This is a genomic window from Streptomyces sp. NPDC050625 (assembly GCF_040654755.1).
GTDB lineage: Bacteria > Actinomycetota > Actinomycetes > Streptomycetales > Streptomycetaceae > Streptomyces.
In genome coordinates this window covers 26,132-44,505 of the sequence record NZ_JBFAIQ010000015.1, presented here as the reverse complement: position 1 = coordinate 44,505, position 18,374 = coordinate 26,132, and the positions used below count along the sequence as shown (strand labels likewise).

The following is an 18,374-nucleotide window of genomic DNA, read 5'->3' as shown; positions in this document are numbered from 1 at the left end:
GCGATCAGACCTCCTGCCGGGCGGGAAGCGACAGGAACGACTCGGCGTTACCGCCGAGGAGGCGCTCCTTGTCGGTGTCCGAGAGAAATTCCGCCTGACGCACGACCTGCCCGACCGGCCGTTCGCCAAGGGGGTAGGGGTAGTCACTGCCGAGCATGATGTTCTCCACGCCGACTACGTCGACGAGCAGGCGCAAGGACGCAGGGTTGAACACCACGCTGTCGACGGAGAACCGTCCCGTGTATTGGGAAGGCGGCTTCTCCGAGACTCCGACAAGGTCCTGTCGCTCGTACCACGCGTTCTCCAGTCGCCCGAGCCAGAAGGCGAAGGATCCGCCACCGTGTGCGAAGCAGATCTTGAGCGTCTCCGGGAGCCTGTCGAAGACACCCCCGAGAATCATCGCCAGCAGGGACAGGTGTGTCTCGGCCGGCATGCCGGTCAGCCACTGCGACATCCACCGGTTCAGCCGGGGTGAGGTGGGCATGTCCCACGGGTGTACGAAGACAGGTGCCCCGACCTGCGCACAGTGCTGCAGGAACATCACGATTCCGGAGTCGTCGAGGTCCCGGTCTCCGACATGGTTGCCGATCTCGACACCACGGTGACCGGCTGCGAGGCAACGGTCCAGCTCCTCACAGGCAAGCTCGGGATCCTGCAGTGGCACCTGGCAGAACGGCACGAGACGGTGGCGAGCGGGGTCGCAGATCTCCAGGGCGACGTCATTGAAGATCTTGGCGATCTTCATGCCTTCTGCGGGTGTCCGGTCGTAGGAGAAGAACACCGGGGTCGGCGACACCACCTGGACGTCGACGCTGTCGCCGCCCATGTCCGCCAGTCGCACACGGGCGTCCCAGCAGTCGTCAGCGATCCGTCTGAATTCCTTCGAGCCGACCATGATGGTCGCCTCCCGCTCGCTGTCGATCCGCAGCCACGGCACGTCGTCCTTGTCGCTCAACGCGGGCCAGCCGCGCGGAACGTAGTGCGTATGGACGTCAATCACCTGGCTCATGCGGCGGACCTGCCGGGATGAACGGTCCGGCACTTTGGGCAGGTACGTGCGCTCTCGCTCTCGTAGAACTGGGTGAACACCGGCGGCAGATCCTCGACGATGTCGCGTACCTGCAACTCCACCTCGTGAATGAGGGCTTCGCAGTTGGGGCAGTACCACTGGAACTTCTCGAGAGTGCCTTCTTCGCGGATGCGCTCGATGACGAGCCCGATGGAGCCGGGTTCGGGCCGCTGCGGCGAGTGGGGCACGTTTCCGGGCAGCAGCCACATCTCGCCCTCTCGGACGTGGACGGTCCGCAGGCCCTCATCGGTCATGAGGTTGACATGCATGTTGCCCTTGACCTGGTAGAACCACTCCTCGTAGGGGTCGACGTGGAAGTCGGTCCGCTGGTTCGGGCTGCCGAGGACCTGGACCACGAAGTCGTCGGTGCGCACCCACATCTGCTTGTTGTTGACCGGCGGCTTGAGCAGGTGCTGGTTCTCCTCGACCCACCGGGCGAAGTTGTAAACAGGGGGAATCTCGGTCATGACGCATCCTTCCGTTCCGGATGATTACGGGGCAAAGAGGCCACCGCCTGAATCTCGACCAGCAGGTGAGGGTGTGGCAGCTGATGCACGGCCACCGTCGTCCGCGTCGGTCCTGTCTCGTCGAAATAGCGGGCGTAGACCTCGTTGTAGCCGCCGAAATCGTTCATGTTGACGAGGTAGCTCGTGACCTGAACCACGTCGCTGAGGCCCGCCCCCACAGAGGCGAGGATGTCGCGGATGTTCTCGATCACAGCGGTTGTCTGGGCACGGATGTCGAGCGAGGTGGTTCCCATCGCGTCGACTTCGGCCCCGACGATGGTGTTGTCCGGCAGCCGACTGCTCGTGCCGGACACGAACACGAGGTCGCCCGCCACCTTGAGGTGCGGAAAGCGTCCTCGCGGGGTCGCCTTGCCCTCGACGACTCGTGCCTCAGTCATCAGATGCCTTCTCTCGCGAAGCCACCGAGAACCGAACCCGGCCGAGGCCCGAGACGGTGGCCTGGACGGTGGTGCCCGCCTGGAGTGCCACGGCGGGGGTCGCCGCACCGGCGAGCAGAACGGTGCCCGCGGACAGGGATATTCCGTAACGGTGCGCCATCCGCACAGCGGCGGACACCGCGCGCAATGGATCCCCCAGGATCGCGGCGGTCGAACCCGTCCCTACGATCCTTCCGTCGAACTCGAGCACGACCCCGCGATTGGCGATGTCGCCGAGTGACCGCCACGGTCCCAGCACCGCGGACGCGGCGGAGGTGTTGTCCGCGATCACATCGCTGAGGTCGAACCGGAAGTCCCGGTACCGTGAGTCGATCACCTCAACGGCAGGGGCGACGGCGTCCACCAGGTCCCAAGCGGCCGCCGCTTCGGTGCCGGGAACAACGTCCCGGTTCAGCCTGAAGGCGACCTCCGGTTCGGCACGCGGGTGGATGTAGTCACCGAGATCGATTTCGTCACCGTCGGCGACGATCATGCCCGAAGTGAGGCGGCCGATGATGACGTCGTCGACGCCCATCTGTGCGGCCTTCGCCCGGCTGGTGAAACCCAGCTTGACGCCGACGGTGTACTCACCGCGTGACCGGCGCTGTTCCACAACGGCCCGCTGGACGGCGTAGGCGGTGTCCACGGACAGTTCGTGATCGGCGGACAGCTGCGCACACGGGGTGCGGGTAACCGCCGCGTCGTCCAGCCGGACGGCGAGGGAGTCGACCAAGGTCTGGGTCGAGGGACCGTTCATGCCTGCGCCACCTCCTTGCCCTTGGCCGCGATCAGGTCGAGGGCGACATCGACGATCATGTCCTCCTGGCCTCCCACCAGGCCGCGCCGGCCGACTTCCACGAGGATGTCCCGTACATCCAGGTGGTAACGGCGTGCGGCTCGTTCGGAGTGCAGCAGGAAGCTGGAGTACACCCCGGCGAATCCGAGCGTGAGAGTCTCGCGGTCGACGCGCACCGGACGTGTCTGCAAGGGGCGGACCAGATTTTCGGCGGCGTCCTGAAGAGCGAACAGGTCACACCCGTGATCCCAGCCGATGAGTTCGGCGACCGCGATGAACGCCTCGATGGGGGTGTTGCCCGCGCCGGCGCCCTGACCGGCCAGTGAAGCGTCGACCCGGTGGGTCCCGTGTTCCACCGCGGTGACACTGTTGGCCACGGACAGCGACAGGTTCTCGTGGGCGTGTATGCCGATCTGTGTCCGGGCGTCGAGGACTTCCCGGTAGGCGTCCACACGTGCTGCCACGTCCCGCATCGTCAACCTGCCACCTGAGTCGGTGACATATACGCAGTGGGCGCCCGCCTTCTCCATCAGCTTCGCCTGCTGAGCCAGTCCGGCCGGTGTGTTCATGTGGCTCAGCATCAGGAAGCCGGCCACGTCCATACCGTTGTCGCGCGCCCACTCGATGTGCTGGACGGCGATGTCGGCCTCGGTGCAGTGGGTGGCGATGCGCACGCTCTGCACACCGAGGTCCCGGGCGGCCCGCAGGTCGTCGATGGTACCCACGCCCGGCAGCAGGAGTGTGGTGAGCGTGGCCCGGCGGACCACGTCCGCGGCTGCCGAGATCCATGCCGCGTCCGACGCCGCACCGTGCCCGTAGTTCACGCTGGAGCCGGCCAGGCCATCGCCGTGTGCGACCTCGATGGCCGCCACTCCGGCCGCGTCGAGCGCGGCGGCGATCTCGCGTACCTGGTCCACGCTGTAGCGGTGTCCGATGGCATGCATGCCATCGCGAAGCGTCACATCCTGAACGTAGATTGCTTCGGTTCCCGCACCGGTCACCTGGCTGCTCCTTCCATACGGGCCTGCGTGAGGCGTTCCGCGGTCCGCAGCGCAGCCGACGTCATGATGTCGAGATTTCCTGCGTACTCCGGCAGGTAGTGCCCTGCACCGGAGACTTCCAGGAAGACCGACACCTTGATGCCGCGAAAGGGCCTGCCCAGTGCCGGCAGCCACGGCTCTTCGACGCGGTCGAACTGCACTTCCTGCTTGAGGCGATAGCCCGGCACGTACTCCTGGACCCGGGCGACCATGGTTGCCACGGATGTCTGTACAGCGGCCTCATCGAGTTCCTCGCCGGACTGCTCCACCAGGCAGAACACCGTGTCGCGCATGGTGAGGGGAGGCTCGGCGGGATTCAGCACGATGATCGCCTTGCCGTGGCCCGCCCCGCCGACTGTCTCCAGTGCCCGGGCTGTCGTCGCGGTGAACTCGTCGATGTTCGCTCGAGTACCCGGACCCGCCGACTGCGCCGCGATGGAGGCGACGATCTCGGCGTAGGCGACGGGGGCGGCCGCCGACACGGCCGCGACGATGGGTGTGGTCGCCTGACCTCCGCAGGTCACCATGTTGACGTTGGGTGCGTCGAGGTGCTCCTCAAGGTTGACGGTCGGTACCACATAGGGTCCGATCGCCGCGGGTGTCAGGTCGACCATCTGCTTGCCGTGCGCGCTCACCGCTTCGTGGTTCTGCAGGTGTGCGTTGGCGGAGGTGGCGTCGAACACCAGCTGGACGTCGGCGAACTCGGGCATCGCCAGGAGGCCCTTCACACCCTCATGGGTGGTCGCGACGCCCATTCGACGGGCCCGGGCGAGTCCGTCGGACTCGGGGTCGATGCCCACCATCGCCGCGACCTCGAGTTCACTTGAGAGCCGCTTGACCTTGAACATCAGATCGGTGCCGATATTGCCCGACCCGATGATCGCCACGGGAATGCTCACGATCGCCTTCCTCCTTCCTCGTGTCCGGTCACGAAATTCACCCGGACTTCGCCGATGTCCTGAAACTGGGCCAGATAGCTTCCGGGGCCGTCGACCGGAGCCATTGGTCCCCACGCGCCGGCCAGGATCACTTCACCGGCCTGCAGCGGGGCTCCGCGTCGTGCGACCTCACCGGCCAGCCAGGCCACGGCGTTCACAGGCGAGCCGAGACAGGCCGCGCCCACACCGGTCGAGATCGGCTCTCCCCTGTGTTCGAGCGCCATTCCGGCGCCGGCCAGATCCACCTCGGACAGGGGCATCGGGCGGGTGCCGAGCACAACCGCCCCGCTGGAAGCGTTGTCCGCCACGGTGTCGGTGATCCGGATGTCCCAGTCAGCAATCCGCGAATCCACGATCTCGATCGCCGGCAGCACGAACTCCGTGGCACGTATGACGTCCACGACCGTCCCCCCGGCCGGAAGATCCGTGCCGAGGACGAATGCCACCTCGGCCTCCACCCGAGGTTGAAGGAAGTCGTCGAGCGGGATCTCTGCCCGGTCGCCGAACACCATGTCGTCCAGCAGTACGCCGAAATCCGGCTGGAACACGCCGAACTGGCTCTGTACCGCCTGTGCCGTGAGTCCGATCTTGCGGCCGGTGATCCGTCGCCCACTGCTGATCTTGTGGTCGATGATGCGGCTCTGCACGGCGTAGCCCCCGTCGATGTCGTCGGCGCCGAGTATGTCGCGCACGGGAGGCACAGGCTTGCGGGCGCGCTCGGCCAACATCAGTCGCTCGACGGCGGCGTCGATCGCGGATTCGCTCACGGTGGTCACACGGTCCTCACAGATGGATGCAGATGTTGGTCGGCTCGGTGTAGAAGTGCAGCGAGTGCATGCCGCCCTCACGGCCGATGCCGGAGAGTCCGGATCCCCCGAACGGGGACCGCAGATCGCGCAGGTACCAGGTGTTCACCCACGCCATGCCGACGCGCAGGGCTCCCGCGACGCGGTGGCCGCGTTCAAGATCCTTCGTCCACACCGCGGACGCGAGGCCGTAGTCACTGTCGTTCGCCAGCCGTACCGCCTCGTCCTCGGTGTCGAACGGCACGAGAGCGGCAGCCGGGCCGAAGATCTCCTCACGGAGTGTGCGGTGGGAGTTGTTCAGACCGGTCCACAGTGCAGGCTGCACCCACGCGCCTGCGTCGAGTTCGGGACCGAGTTCCGGGGTACCGCCGCCGGCAAGGAGTTTCGCTCCTTCCTGCACGGCAAGGTCATAGTGGGCCAGCACCTTCTCCCGATGCTGTCGTGAGATCAGGGGGCCCGTCGTGGTGGCCGGATCCTCGGGCCGGCCGAAACGTAGCGTTCCGGCGTGTTCGGCGAGTGCCGCGGCGACCTCGTCGAAGACTCCACGCTGGACATAGATGCGTTCCGTGCACAGACAGATCTGACCGGTGTTGAGAAACGTCGACCGGGCCAGCCCCTCGATGGTGCGCTCCAGATCGGCGTCGTCGAACACCACGGCGGCGTTCTTTCCGCCGAGTTCGAAAGACACCGGCAGCACCCGCGGCGCCACTGCCTGCATGATCGCCGACCCTGTACGGGACTCGCCGGTGAAGGTGATGCCGTCGATGCCGGGGTGGCGGGTGAGGAACTCACCGGCCGAATCGATCCCGAACCCGTGGACTACGTTGTAGACACCGTCCGGAGCGCCGGCTTCAGCGATGATCTCGGCCAGTAGCGTCGCGCTGGAAGGTGTCTCCTCGGACGGCTTGACCACTACGGCATTGCCTGCGGCGAGAGCGGGAGCGACCTTCCAGGTCAGCAGCAGCAGTGGCAGGTTCCAGGGCACGATCACACCGACGACGCCGAGAGGCTTGCGCAGAGCGTAGTTCAGCGCGCGACCGGCCGGGCCTTCCGTGAGGAACGAGTCCAGTCCGGCGGCGGCGACCATGTCGGCGGCTGCACGGAAGTTGGCCGCCGCGCGTGCGACGTCCAGATCTCTGGCCAGCGGAACCGGCTTGCCGGTATCGGCGACCTCCGCCGCCAGAAGATCATCGAACCGGGCATCGATACGGTCGGCGATCCGCCGCAGCAGCGCCACCCTGTCGGCGGTGGAAAAGCCGCCCCACGGGCCGTCGAGCGCTCGGCGTGCGGCGCGGACAGCCCGGTCGACGATCGCCGCGTCGGCCTCGACAACGGTCGCGACGAGCGAGCCGTCGACCGGGCTGACCTTGTCGAAGCGGTCGCCGTCGTCGAGGAATTCCCCGCCTATGAAGTTGCGCAGCACGGCCGCCTCTGCGATCACTGGCTTCTCCCTGTCTCCGATATCGGACGGTTGACTTGAGCATGAACGCACCGCGCCATGCCTGACAAATGCCAATGACTTTCCTTGGCATACCTAAATTGCTATACCTGTACCCATGGCCATACGAACAAGGGGACGGTGAGGAATCAGTGGGCCCGAGCGAACTGCCACACTTGTTGGACGGTCGGCTGAAGTTCCGGCATCTCGTCTTGATCGACGCTGTCGCCCGACGCGGCACCATCACCGGTGCGGCCGCCGAGCTTCACGTCACCCAGCCGGTCGCCACTCGCGGGCTGCGGGAACTCGAGGAGATCCTCGAGGTCGAGCTGTTCGAGCGCGGGCCACGCGGCCTCACGCCCACGGTGTTCGGAGAGGCCTTCACCGAGCACGCCCGCGCCATGCTTGCGCAGGCTCGCCAGGCCGCCCAGCACGTGATGGAGCTGGCCTACGCCGAACGCGGGACGGTCCTGGTGGGAACCCATCTGTTCGGATCCAACGTACTGCTGCCCCGCGCCATCGCAGCCCTCAAAGCCGAACGCCCGAACCTGACCGTTGTGGTGCACGACGGGACACCCGAGTCGCTGCTGGCGGAGCTGGCAGCGGGTCGGCTCGATCTGATCGTCGGCAGGCTGACCCAGACATCGGATGAGGCTTTCAGCCGCCGGAAACTGTACGACGAGTCAGTTGTACTGGTGGTGCGCGACGGACATCCGCTGGCCGACGAGCGCGTCCTGGATCTCAGGATGCTTGCCGACTATCCATGGATTCTTCCCGGCCCGGAGACGGCACTGCGTCGAGAGCTGGAGGCGTTCTTCCAGCAACATGAATGCCCGCTGCCGGCCAATCGCGTCGAGGCCACCTCGTTCCTGACGGTGCGCAAGTTGCTCCAGGACACCGACTTCATCGCGGCCCTGCCGAGGTTGCTCACAGAGGACGCCCCGAGCCTCTCCGCGCTGGCGATGTCACTCGAACCCGTGGGCCACAGCGTCGGCATCACGCTGCCCACCGCTCGCACGCTCACGCCTTCGGCCCGAGTACTGATCGACAAGTTGGTGGCGGAGGCCATCGAGGTGGACGGGAACCGCCGTCAAGGCAGGGTCAACCCCGAGTCGTGATCGAAGGCCGTCCGGCGCGGGCCAACTGTGAGCCCAGATCGTGGTACTCGGAGTGGTGCCAGACCAGTGGCCGGTGATCGTCCTGCTCGGTCGAGCCGTACATCAGCGACTCCCCGACGAAGATCGTGTGATCGCCGCCGTCATAGGCCGCCCACTTCCTGCATACGAACCACGCCAGGGCACCGCCGATGGTGGGGCAGCCATGACGCCAGTCCATCTCCACGTCCAGAGCCACACTCCACGGCTGACGGGCATAGAAGTCCGCGATCGCACCCTGGCCCTGGGCAAGGATGCTCAAGGCGTAGTGGCCATCTGCGGCTTCCAGCAACTGGTGCATGCGGCCAGGCTTGTTGACGCTGACGGCGCACAGCGGCGGGTCGAGAGAGACGGAGGCGAATGAGCTGGCCGTCATCCCGTGGACACCGTCACCATCGGTTATGGTCACCACGGAGACCCCGCTCGGGAAGTGCCGAAGAGCCTTTCGGAACATCAGGGCGTGGGGGTCAGTAGGTGCGTATGAGCTGCCTGGGGTCGTACTCATCTGGATTCCTCTTCGTTTCTCAGTCGAGCAGGCGACACGCCGATCCCATGGGATTCATCCTCAGGTGCCGGGCACGTTCCATACATGGTGACGGGGGCCACCATGCCCGTCCAATGCAGAACTAGGCCATGATCATGCCTGTACAGGCATATCGCGACGGGTCGGTTGTACACATCGGCACGGTCACCCCGCCCAACCGCGCGGGGTGACCGTGCCGATGAACTCTATGACCGTGCCGTCGTGGTCCGGCTGTTGTAGGCCTCAGCTCGGAGTACCGGATGATCGCTGTGCGGGAGATTGTCCGGCCACGACAGCGTCACGGTCCGCGATTCTCCCGGCAGCAGCCACAGGTAGTTGTCGCTGTAGAGGGTAGGCAGCAGACGGTCGGTCTGCTTGTCGTCGAGCAAGGACAGTCGCACCATGGCGGCGACGACCGATCCACGGTTGCGGATTGTGGCGGTGAGGGTCCTGCGGGTCCCGGAGTGCGACAGACGCGTGATCGACACGGCCAGCGACACCTGCTTGAGGGTGTTGAGTGCTTTCATGGCCTCCGGCGACCGGTATCTCCAGTAGGTGTTGCGGGAGCGCACATGTCCTGCCGCGTCCTTGAGGGTGAGTCGCAGGAGGTGGAGGTCGGGGAGGTCGCTGGTCCAGGCCGCGGCGAACGCCTCGGTCTTCGACGCCGGCGCCACGTTGACGCGGGTGGTTCGGGTGCGGCCGAGTGCTTGTCCTGACAGGCCGTGGACGTCGACCGACACCGTGGCGTTCTCCAGCGCCTGCCTGGTGTGGTTGACCGCAACGACCTGCCACTTCACGGGGTCGGCCTGGACATGCAGGGGCTCACAGGCCGCGCGAGCCCCGTAATACATCCCGTTGACGTCGAAGTCGTAGTCGTAGGTCTGCCAGACCGTGCTGTACCAGGGTGCGTGGGACATCCACAGCAACAGGCCGGACGCATCCTCCCAGAGGTTGGCGTTCCACGCCTCGAACATGGCCCGGCCGTTCTCATAGTTCAGGAACTGGGCCTTGCGGGCGAAGTCGTCCAGGCCGTCGGTCGCGCCGAGCCGGGCCTCGACGGCCGCCTTGTACTGATGCGGCGCCTGGTTGCCGCGCTCGCTCCAGTCGTGGTAGTACCACGCGCCCCCGATGGGCCATTCCGGCTCGTCGCCCGTCATGTTCCGCATGCTCGCGCCCGTCGATACGACGGGCATGCCGATCTCGCTGTGGAATCCGAAGCTCTTGCTGCCGTAGATGAAGGGGTCGAAGTATCTCTCCGGTTCGACCCAGTTGTAGGGACCACCACCGTTGATGATGCCGCCGGCGGAATTGTTCTGGTAGAGGATGCCGGGCGCCTGCTGCTCGACCGCCTCGCGCATCCCCTTGTCGATCGCCTCGGGTGGGTTGCCCTCGTTGGCGCCACACCAGATGACCACGGAGGGGTGGATGCGGTAGCGGAGCACAGTGTCGCGTGCGATCGCGTTGAAGGCGTCGCGGTCCGGCGGGTCCATCCCCCAGGCGTTGGGGAAGTCGTTCCACACGAGGATGCCCTGCTCATCGCAGCCGGCGAAGAACTCCTCCCGGTCGCTGCTGCCCACCCAGTTGCGGATCATCGTGAAGTTCATGTCCCGGTGCATGCGCACCGCCGCGTCCATGCGCTCGGCCGGCATACGCCGCAACAGCTCGTCCCAGCCCCAGTTGCCGCCGCGGGCCAGTACCCGTACGCCGTTGACGCTGATCTTCAACGGGTCCGGGACGTTGCTGACGGATTTCACATCGGTCCATTTGTCGCCGTCGTCCGACACTTGGATGACGTACGTCTTCGGGTAGGCCGGCTCCCAGAGGATGATCACCCGGTCGAACTTCCTGGGCTCACCGAGATCGACTTGGATCCACTGGTGGTCCTCGTACTGCGAATTCCACCTGGTGCCCCGGTTGCCGTCCGTTGCATGTGCGGCGGGATTTCCGCTTTCCTCGGTGGAGGCGGTGGCTGTCTTGTGCAGTGCGAGGTCGGTACCGGGTGCAGAACTGTCGATCACCGACAGTGACCAGAGCGAATTGCCCCAACTGGTATGCCTGATGCCACAGTTGATTCGCACGTAGCGAGCCGTGCGGGAATCGAAGTCCTCGATCTGCAAACTGGCATTACCCAAGTTGATCGGCAGCGGCACAACCGTGTTGTCCACGGCCTTCGCGTCGGTCCAGGTGGCATCGTCGGTGGAGACCTGCACCACGTACGTCGCGGCGTACGCCTGTTCCCATACCAGGTCGACGCGGTCGAAGGACTGCCGTGAGCCCAAGTCAACACGGATCCACTCGTTGTCCTGGTAGGCCGAGGACCAGCGGGTCCCCGAGTCACCGTCGGTGACGTTGCCGGGTCCGTGGTCGTCCCCGTCGCTGCTGGACGCCGTCGCCTCGGCATGCAGGGCAAGGTCCGTACCGGGCCGGTCACTGTCGAACACCGACAGCGCCCACAACGAGTTTCCCCATCCGGTCGCCCGCGTGAGGCACTTGATCCGGACGTAGCGGGCCTGCTGCTTGCCCAAGTCCACGGACTGCGTGTACGTGTTCCCTGTGGCGGCGAACGGCAGCGGAGTGTCGTACTCGTAGCCGAACTGACGGATGCCGAAGCGGACGGTGCGATGGTCGCTCTCGGTACCGCCGACGACCGCGACCAACGTCAGATCGTGCAGGTCCGGGTCGCCCAGGCCGTTGGGCCACCACAGTTTGGGGTTCTTCAAACGCAGGACACCGAACGCGTCGGGCGCGAAGACGACCTCCGTGCTCTCACCGGCCTTGACTGTCACGGTCTTCGCCACCCGAACCCGGTCGAAGGCGGCCGACACGGTCACCTTGCGGTCGTCGGCCGCGGCGTTGCGGACCGGCACGACCACGGTGACCTCGGCGAGCGACGTGTCGGGCAGCCTGGGCAGCACGGTGTCGACCCGGGCGTCACCGATGACCACATCGCCGGTCGATCTCAGCCGTACGTGGTTCCAGATGCCGGCCACGCGGTCGCGGACGGCCGGCATCCAGTCCCAGCCTGACGAAGCCAGGTAGGTGGGCGAGTTGAGGTTCATCTGCCCCGCCCCCGCGTCCACCCAGGATTCGCCGGCCGGGCCCTTGTCACCCGGGCTGCCGGGAACGGGCATCGGCGTGATCTTCACTGCCAGCGCGTTCTCACCGTTCGTCGCGAGCAGCCGCGTGATGTCATGGGCAGAGCGGGCGAAGGGGTAGGTCAATCCGCCCACGTGCTCGCCGTTGAGCCAGATGTCGGCTTTGTGGTTGACGCCGTCGAACTCCAGCCAGATCCTGCGGCCGGATCCGCTCCGGAGACCGCGGGGCAGCTCGAAGCCGCGCTTGTACCACCAGGCGTGGCGCGACAGAGCCTCGGGGATGCGCAGGTTGTTCAGACCGGCGACCGGGTCCGGCAGCTTCCCCTGGTCGACCAGGGAGGCGAGGACCGTGCCAGGGACTGTGGCCGGCAGCCAGCGGCTGGTGTCCACGCCCGCCTTCGACAACTCGGCGCCCTCGCCCTCCGCCCAGTCGTCCATGGTGAGGGTCCAGCCGGACTCGAGAGGAACCGTTCCGTCATCGGCGAGCGCAAGGCGCGGCGCCTCGTCGTCGTGGGTGCCCCAGTCGGTCCAGCCTGTGGTGACGGGGCGGTGGCCCTTGGCGGTCCCATGCACCTCGAAGCCGTTCAGGCCCAGCGGGTTGGAGCTGGAGCGCTTACCGACCGTCATGCGTACCCAGCGCGCCGTCACCGGTCGGGGCAGCTGGATCTCCACCGCCCCACCGGCGCCGGCAGTGGTGCGGTAGACACTGGTCCACGAGGTGTGATCGGCAGACGTCTCGACCACGAACTCGACCGCATAGCTCGAGAGGATCTCCTTGCCCGTGGTGCCATCGGCCCAGTTGCCACTCGGACGTGGGATGAACACCGGGTCGCTCGCGTCCGCCTCGAAGGTGAGCCGTATCCAGGTGACCTCACAGGCAGCCTGCAAGTCGACGGATATCCACTGCGGGTCACCGCCTGCGGCCCGCCAGCCCGTGCCGCGCACTCCGCGGATGGTGATGCCATCGACGGCAAATTCAGGCGGAGTGGGCGCATAGGCCGTCGATGACACCTCGACGGGACGGTAGATTGCCAGCTCGCCTGACGGGGTCGGTCGGTCCTGAGCTCCCACGGACTCGGCAGCCACACTTATGCCGGGCAGAATGGCTCCAAGTCCCAGGCTCGCCAGAAGAGTCGAGCCTGCACCGACGATGGATCGACGTGAAGGATGACGCGTTTCATCCACCTGATGTGCCATGAACGAGGGTTCCAATCGCAGAACGAAGCCGATAGGCCGAGCGGTTGATGGCCGCGTGGCTCGACTATGACAACGTTGCCAAAGGCTGTGCTCCTCAAGAGTTCCTGTCAAGAGCCTTGACGGAAGAGACACATGAAACATCGACGGCTCAGCCGATGGAGTTGCATCAGCAACTACATGTGAGGTGGAACCCACCAAATACCCTGACGCGGCAGACCCGTCTATGAGGAGGTGTGATCAGCAAGTCACGACTACTCCCCCAATGCCCCATGAGCGCGCCGCAGTTCCGGCCTGGGCGGCATGCGTCCAAGGGAGGAGGGGGCGCCGAACCCAGTGTCATCCGATGCGCAATAGGGCGTTTGGCGGTCGTCGAGCCTTGCACCTGCAATTCCCATAGAGGCGGAGCGTATCTTGGTTGGCTGCCATGCAATAACAGCTGTACAGAAGCCGCGGCGACCGATCCGTGATCAAGTTTAGTGTATGTGGACTGGTGCTTGTGTCTCACGTCATGTCTCCACGTCCCACATGTTGTCGGCCATTCGGATACGCAAGGCATACATGTGCAGGGGGTTGAGGTCACACCTGTAGTGACGGACCTGTACCTCTCAACGAAACACGCCAGGATGTCCCTGACCTGAGGACCGAGCGAGGTGCGAAGCCAGGAGTTGCGAGACACGCCAAGGCCGACGTGCAGCCCTGTTCTCATATGGCCACCGCGAACAGACATGTGGTGCAGGGTGCTGTTCGGGGATGGGGGCCGCCCCGTCCTGACTCACGGCTCCCCGTGATCCCGCCGCACACCGACAGACGGCCGACCATCTCCTCGTCAGCGGACGCGACCGGCTGCTGAGCGACACCTCCAAGGCCGAGTTCCCGGTTGCCGCCGCCTCTCCCCGCCTCGGCACGCGCCGTGGTGCCCGACTCCGGGAGCGGGTGAGGCTGGTCCGTCGCCTGATGACGACAGACGCGGTGAGCGTCGACACGTCCGCGTTCGGCGGAACTCACCTTCGAGGGCCACACCGTCGCCGAGATCGGCGACCTGACCCACCAAGGCCACGTCCGGCTGCACCGGCTGAGCGACGTCCAGGTCTCCACGGAGCAGGTGTACATGGACCTGACCGCACGCAGCGGCAAGGATTCGACCGCCGGGGACTGCGGCATCCAACGAAAGAGGGCGCATCAACGAGCAGGTCCAGCCCCGTCGGGAATGCGGCGGCGCCTCCGCCGTTCTCGTCCAGTGCGGCTTCGTCGTCCCCCGCCACGGTCGCGGTCACCTCCGATATCCGACGGGAAGTGCACGAGACCCGCTTTCCGGAACCGTAACCGGTGGCGAGCACGCCCCAAGAACCACGTCGCCCAGCACGGATCTGGCCGGGAGCGCGCGAGTGTGCGGCATGGCGCATCGACCGTCCTTCCGATGGATGTCCTCACCTGCTCTAGCCGATTCTGTGTGCCAACGTACCGTCGAGCGTCCCACAGTCGGGCGAGTTCTCGCCGAACTGGCCGGCGCTGACGCTGCCCGAGGCGGAGGCGGCTGTGATCGCGACGCCGGGTGCGGTGATGTCCGGCTCGATGGCGCCGTCGCCGACGCGCGGGCCCGTGCTGGAGAAGTCGGCCAGCTTGTCGCTGTCGTCGACCGCACCGACGGTTCGGGCGGCGTCCGCAGTGCCAGGCGTACCGACCGTCTCGGGGCCGGCGTTGCCTGCGGCGACAGCGAACAGGATGCCCTTCTCCGCGGAGAGCCGATTGATCTCCGCCTCCATCGGATCGATGTCCTCGGCGTCACTGCCGCCAAAGCTCAGATTGACCACATCGGCACCCTTCTCTGCCGCCCACTCCATGCCGGGGATGATGCTGGAGTCGTCACCAGCGCCGGAATCGTCAAGGACCTTGCCACTGAGGATGCGGGCGCCCTGGGCGACACCCTTGTACTTGCCGACGGACTTGGCTCCGGTGCCGGCCGCGATGGCCGCGAACATGTGTGCCATGGCCGGACTAGTCGGTGGCATCGGCTGCTGCGGTGAAGTTCTTGGATGCGATGACCTGCGACGCCAGGTCCGGGTGGGTGGTGTCGAGAACCGCGATCTTGACGCCCTTGCCGTCATGGCCGGCGGACCAGGCACGGGGAGCACCGATCTGCGAGACGGACTTGTCGAGGGCGATCTTGCGTAAGCCGTCGAGCCAGACGTGGGCAATGCCTGATGCGGCCCGGCCGCCATGGGTGACGGCGTCCCAGAGGCCGGCCGTGCCCTCTTCACTGCACGGCGTCGGCGTTCAGGAACTTGAGCGTACGGCGCAAGGTGCCGGCGTCGCGGACGTCTGCCTTGGCCGCGGACGCGGTGCTGGTAGGCGATGATGACCTTCAGACCGTTCTGCTGAGCCTTGCGGGTCGCGGCCTTGTCCAGCTCAGCGATGTCGAACAGTCGCCGGTCGACTGTGCCAACGGCCACCAGCGGGGCCGCGTCGGCAGGGATCACGAGGGTGTGTCCGCCGGTCCTGCGGACCTGGACGGGTATGCGCTCACGGCCCTTCTCGGGTTGCATGCCCACGACGCGTCCATTGCCGCACACGGTCACCGGTGATCAGCACGATGTGGCGCTTGGTCGTGGGCTGCATGGCGTCGCCCGCGCTCGGCTCGGCCTTCATGGGTAACGGAACTGGTCTGAGTCGCGGCGAGGGTCACCACTGCGGCCGTGCCGACGACCGCAACACCTTTTCTTCCTACTTGTCTGCGCAAGGCCTCCCCTGGAGTCGAGGTTGTAGATGTCCGTGCGGTTCATCCGGCCGGCGCGGTTGGAGTCGCTCATGCCAAGGCATGGAGGCGAATTGCGGTGCCGACCGAGTCTCCAAGGGTTGCGGTCAGTTCGTCACTGTCAGGTAAGCGAAACGGGGTCCACGCCCACCGAAGGGTCGAGCGTGATCGTCGTCTCACTCAGCACCACTCTTCGGTCGAAAGAACGTGGGGCGGCTGGTCCAGATTGCCGCCCCACGTTCTGGGTTGTGCTGATCCTCGATTCCCGACGAAAGGGGTTGGGCCAGTCGGCAGCGTCCGCCGCGACTTGACTGGGCGTCCTCAGAGATCGGTGTCCTTCGTTTCCGGACCGAGCGCGGCCCCGGCAACGACGCACACCGCGCCCACTGCGAGGAGCACCACGACCCCGTACTCGTACTGAATGAACTTACCGAGCCCCACGAGAATGAAGGAGTACAGCCCCGGAATAACAACCGCGAGCGTGTAACCGATGCCATACCCCGACGCGCGCACCTCGGTCTTGAAGCGCTCACACGCATACGGAATCATGATCGCATTAGGTGCGACACTGATGCACAGGCTGACGGTGTAGAAGACCATCGCGAGCCAGAACGGTCCATCAGAGTTGATGGTCCGCAGCATGGCGATCATCGAAGCCACAGACACCGTTCCGGTCAGAATGCCAGACACGATCAGCGTCTTGCGGCGGCCGAACCGTTGCCCCCACGCACCGAGGAGGAGGTAACAGGGGAAGAGCACGACGTTGGCCAGTAGCAGTCCCCAGATGACGTGCTGGCTGGGGATCCCCATGTACGAGATCAGCAGTCCCGTGGGGGCGACGGTCAGCAACTGAATGGCGAACCAAATGCCCGTCATGAGCAGGAAGACCTGCGCAAGATTACGCAGATTGTCCCCGCGGAACAGTTCCACAAGCGGCGACCGGGAGCGCTTTTGCTGCTCCGTACTGCTCTTGCTCGCGGCCCACACTTCCGACTCCGCCGTCCTACGGACGTACAGGAACAGGGCGAACCCCATGATCGCGCCCAACACGAAGGGGATACGCCAACCCCAGGTGGAGTAGGCGGATGCGGGCGACCCGTCCGGCAGTACTGCGACCAGGAGGGCCGTCAGCAGAGACACGGCGACATAGGCCACCGGCCATGCCGACGCGATGAAGCCTCCCACGATGCCACGACGTGACTTCTCGGCCGACTCCATCGCGAGCGGATTGGCGCCCGTGTACTGCCCACCCATGAAGATTCCGCCCGCCAGCCGCAGAATGAGTACTCCGGCGAGGCCCCAGAGACCGATGGCGTTGTGGCCCGGAAGCAGCGCGACGAGGAGAACTGAGAGGCCCAATCCGACTGAGCACAAGGCAGTTGTGCGTTTACGGCCGAGGGTGTCCGCCAGGTGACCGAAGATGATGCTTCCCAGCGGCCGCCCGAGAAAGGCGCTTGCAAAGGTGAGGAACGTCAGCGTGGCCTTCGTCTGCGCCGGCAGGTCCTCCGGGACGAAGTAGCCCATGGCGGGGCCAAGCGCCACGACCGGAAGCATGATCTCCCAGTAGTCGACGAGGAGACCGTAGAACGCCGCTCGAGACGTCCGTTTCCCCTCTGGCTTCGCGTATTTCACTTCTTGCTCAGACCTTCGCCCTGTAGCTGAGATAGACATAGCCAATCCTTCATTGGAGTAGGAGTCCAGCTCGCGTCGCGCTGGTTGGCTTGGCGTGCCACCCAAGGCGCATAGTGGACCCGATGACAGGGCGTAGACGTCGCTTTACTGCCTCGGGCAGACCGGGATGCAAGGGTTCATGTACAGGCAGAGAGACTGAGAGGGGTGAAGTCTCGCGTTTCTGAGCTCTGGGGATCACCTGAGCTTCTGAATGAGGAATGATCCGACGTAACTTCGCCAGATGGAGTGATCAGTCAGCGGCAGAATGGCCCCTGTGAGGTGGCACGGTTGGCGGGGGTGTGCCTGCCGTTGGCTCGTTGGGCTACTTCTGGATGACGGGCTTGGATTGCCCCGGGACCATTCCGGTGGAGACCGCGAGGCGAGTGAAGGCGTTGATCGTGATGATGGCGAGGAGGATGTCCGCGATCTGCTGTTCGTCGAAGTACTTGCGCGCCGAGTCCCATGTCTCGATGGGGACGCCATGCTCGGAGATCAGGGTGACGCTCTCGGCGAGTTCGAGCACGGCGCGTTCGGCTTCGGTGAAGGCCGGGGACTCGCGCCAGACCGGCAGGGCGTAGATCCGGTTCTCGTCCTCACCCAGCTTGCGGGCCTCGCGGGTGTGAACGTAGACGCAGTAGGCGCAGCCATTGATCTGGGCGACCCTGATCTTGATGAGTTCGTGCAGGGTGCTGTCGATCGACGACGAGGCGAGGTACTTCTGCATGGCCAGCATCGACTTGTACGCGTCGGGGGCAACGGCCGAGTAGTTCATTCGTTCCGTCATGGGATTCCCTTTGACTATGTGGTGAACGGCTGGGTGCGGGGTTATGCGGGTAGGGCCATCTGTGGCTGAGGGTGGCTGTGTGCCAGGGGCGGCACAAGGAACGTGCTCCACGGCGTAGGCCGCGTAGAGCAGTTCAGGGGTCTCGCTGACGGTGATCTAGACAGTGTT

Annotated in this window: 13 protein-coding genes and 1 pseudogene; 1 reads left to right on the top strand and 13 read right to left on the bottom strand. The window is 65.6% G+C overall.

Annotated elements, in window-relative coordinates:
- Window positions 1-4 precede the first annotated feature (4 nt).
- From AB0I54_RS28520 to AB0I54_RS28485, 8 genes are read right to left on the bottom strand one after another with little or no spacing between them, the layout of a single operon-like run.
- Complete coding sequence (locus tag AB0I54_RS28520; protein ID WP_363299018.1) at window positions 5-1,009, bottom strand: amidohydrolase family protein; 1,005 nt, start codon at window positions 1,007-1,009, stop codon at window positions 5-7.
- Window positions 1,006-1,536 (bottom strand): 3-hydroxyanthranilate 3,4-dioxygenase, encoded by a 531-nt coding sequence (locus AB0I54_RS28515; protein ID WP_363299017.1) that lies wholly within the window; start codon window positions 1,534-1,536, stop codon window positions 1,006-1,008. The genes AB0I54_RS28520 and AB0I54_RS28515 overlap by 4 nt, the downstream gene beginning before the upstream one ends.
- A complete protein-coding gene (locus AB0I54_RS28510; RefSeq protein WP_363299016.1) occupies window positions 1,533-1,973 on the bottom strand; it encodes a RidA family protein in 441 nt (146 codons plus the stop codon). The genes AB0I54_RS28515 and AB0I54_RS28510 overlap by 4 nt, the downstream gene beginning before the upstream one ends.
- Window positions 1,966-2,769 (bottom strand): fumarylacetoacetate hydrolase family protein, encoded by an 804-nt coding sequence (locus AB0I54_RS28505; protein WP_363299015.1) that lies wholly within the window; start codon window positions 2,767-2,769, stop codon window positions 1,966-1,968. Before AB0I54_RS28505 ends, AB0I54_RS28510 begins: the two co-directional genes overlap by 8 nt.
- Window positions 2,766-3,809 (bottom strand): 4-hydroxy-2-oxovalerate aldolase, encoded by a 1,044-nt coding sequence (dmpG, locus tag AB0I54_RS28500; protein WP_363299014.1) that lies wholly within the window; start codon window positions 3,807-3,809, stop codon window positions 2,766-2,768. Before dmpG ends, AB0I54_RS28505 begins: the two co-directional genes overlap by 4 nt.
- Window positions 3,806-4,747: an acetaldehyde dehydrogenase (acetylating) gene (locus AB0I54_RS28495; RefSeq protein WP_363299013.1), complete on the bottom strand. Its 942-nt coding sequence runs from the start codon at window positions 4,745-4,747 to the stop codon at window positions 3,806-3,808. The genes dmpG and AB0I54_RS28495 overlap by 4 nt, the downstream gene beginning before the upstream one ends.
- Window positions 4,744-5,562 carry a fumarylacetoacetate hydrolase family protein gene (locus AB0I54_RS28490; RefSeq protein ID WP_363299012.1) on the bottom strand — a complete coding sequence of 273 codons (819 nt, stop codon included), beginning with the start codon at window positions 5,560-5,562 and terminating at the stop codon, window positions 4,744-4,746. Before AB0I54_RS28490 ends, AB0I54_RS28495 begins: the two co-directional genes overlap by 4 nt.
- A 7-nt stretch (window positions 5,563-5,569) precedes the next feature.
- On the bottom strand, window positions 5,570-7,033 hold the full coding sequence (locus AB0I54_RS28485; protein ID WP_363299011.1) for a 2-hydroxymuconic semialdehyde dehydrogenase: 1,464 nt from the start codon (window positions 7,031-7,033) through the stop codon (window positions 5,570-5,572).
- 149 nt (window positions 7,034-7,182) lie between these two features.
- Here AB0I54_RS28485 and AB0I54_RS28480 point away from each other — a divergent pair, with 149 nt between their 5' ends.
- A complete protein-coding gene (locus AB0I54_RS28480; protein WP_363299010.1) occupies window positions 7,183-8,148 on the top strand; it encodes a LysR substrate-binding domain-containing protein in 966 nt (321 codons plus the stop codon).
- On the opposite strand, the gene AB0I54_RS28475 is transcribed toward AB0I54_RS28480, so the two are convergent.
- From AB0I54_RS28475 to AB0I54_RS28455, 5 genes and pseudogenes are all read right to left on the bottom strand, one after another.
- Window positions 8,132-8,638, bottom strand: a complete 507-nt coding sequence (locus AB0I54_RS28475) for a flavin reductase family protein (protein WP_363299009.1) — start codon at window positions 8,636-8,638, stop codon at window positions 8,132-8,134. The two genes, AB0I54_RS28480 and AB0I54_RS28475, sit on opposite strands and share 17 nt — an antisense overlap.
- A 275-nt stretch (window positions 8,639-8,913) precedes the next feature.
- The gene (locus tag AB0I54_RS28470) at window positions 8,914-12,999 is read right to left on the bottom strand and encodes a discoidin domain-containing protein (RefSeq protein ID WP_363299157.1); all 4,086 of its coding nucleotides are present in this window, start codon (window positions 12,997-12,999) and stop codon (window positions 8,914-8,916) included.
- Window positions 13,000-14,510: 1,511 nt separating this feature from the next.
- Window positions 14,511-15,645 (bottom strand): annotated as a pseudogene (locus tag AB0I54_RS28465) (S8 family serine peptidase); the annotation flags it as partial.
- A 427-nt stretch (window positions 15,646-16,072) separates the two neighbouring features.
- Window positions 16,073-17,383, bottom strand: coding sequence for an MFS transporter (locus AB0I54_RS28460; RefSeq protein WP_363299008.1), 1,311 nt, complete (start codon window positions 17,381-17,383; stop codon window positions 16,073-16,075).
- A 361-nt stretch (window positions 17,384-17,744) separates the two neighbouring features.
- Window positions 17,745-18,206, bottom strand: a complete 462-nt coding sequence (locus AB0I54_RS28455) for a carboxymuconolactone decarboxylase family protein (RefSeq protein WP_363299007.1) — start codon at window positions 18,204-18,206, stop codon at window positions 17,745-17,747.
- Between the last annotated feature and the right edge of the window lie 168 nt (window positions 18,207-18,374).

What these genes read in the sequence shown, in the direction of transcription:
- AB0I54_RS28455 (WP_363299007.1), bottom strand. Translation starts at nt 18,206, where the DNA reads ATGACGGAACGAATGAACTACTCGGCCGTTGCCCCCGACGCGTACAAG.
- AB0I54_RS28520 (WP_363299018.1), bottom strand. Translation starts at nt 1,009, where the DNA reads ATGAGCCAGGTGATTGACGTCCATACGCACTACGTTCCGCGCGGCTGG.
- AB0I54_RS28505 (WP_363299015.1), bottom strand. Translation starts at nt 2,769, where the DNA reads ATGAACGGTCCCTCGACCCAGACCTTGGTCGACTCCCTCGCCGTCCGG.
- AB0I54_RS28515 (WP_363299017.1), bottom strand. Translation starts at nt 1,536, where the DNA reads ATGACCGAGATTCCCCCTGTTTACAACTTCGCCCGGTGGGTCGAGGAG.
- AB0I54_RS28510 (WP_363299016.1), bottom strand. Translation starts at nt 1,973, where the DNA reads ATGACTGAGGCACGAGTCGTCGAGGGCAAGGCGACCCCGCGAGGACGC.
- AB0I54_RS28470 (WP_363299157.1), bottom strand. Translation starts at nt 12,999, where the DNA reads ATGGCACATCAGGTGGATGAAACGCGTCATCCTTCACGTCGATCCATC.
- AB0I54_RS28475 (WP_363299009.1), bottom strand. Translation starts at nt 8,638, where the DNA reads ATGTTCCGAAAGGCTCTTCGGCACTTCCCGAGCGGGGTCTCCGTGGTG.